The sequence below is a fragment of the Campylobacter sp. LMG 17559 genome (genome assembly GCF_024723605.1).
Classification (GTDB): Bacteria; Campylobacterota; Campylobacteria; order Campylobacterales; family Campylobacteraceae; genus Campylobacter_D.
Map to the genome: position 1 here is coordinate 1 of NZ_JANQCZ010000075.1, position 281 is coordinate 281.

1 protein-coding gene is annotated in these 281 nt (G+C 17.4%); it reads right to left on the reverse strand.

Annotation, left to right across the window (positions count from 1 at the left end):
* Positions 1-281: hypothetical protein (locus tag CAMP5082_RS08375; protein ID WP_337206446.1), on the reverse strand; the 281-nt coding region annotated here is incomplete at both ends.

Below are 281 nucleotides of genomic sequence, written 5' to 3' on the forward strand. Positions count from 1 at the left end.
TTTTTAAAGAAGTTTCATTGTTAAAATTTGTGTTTTTTATTATAGTATCTGTATTTTCTTTTGTATTGTTTTCTTGTTTTGAATTTAAAGAAAGTTCTTTGAAATTTATACTTTCTTTTATATTACTTTTTTGATTTAAGTTTTTATTTATTTCTTTATTTTCATTTTTATTGATTGTTTTATCTTTGTTATTTAATTCTTCATTGACAATAAAAGAACTCATATAAGTTTGATAAGCATGTTTTAAATCTTTAAAACCAAGTCTTTTAAATTCATCAATA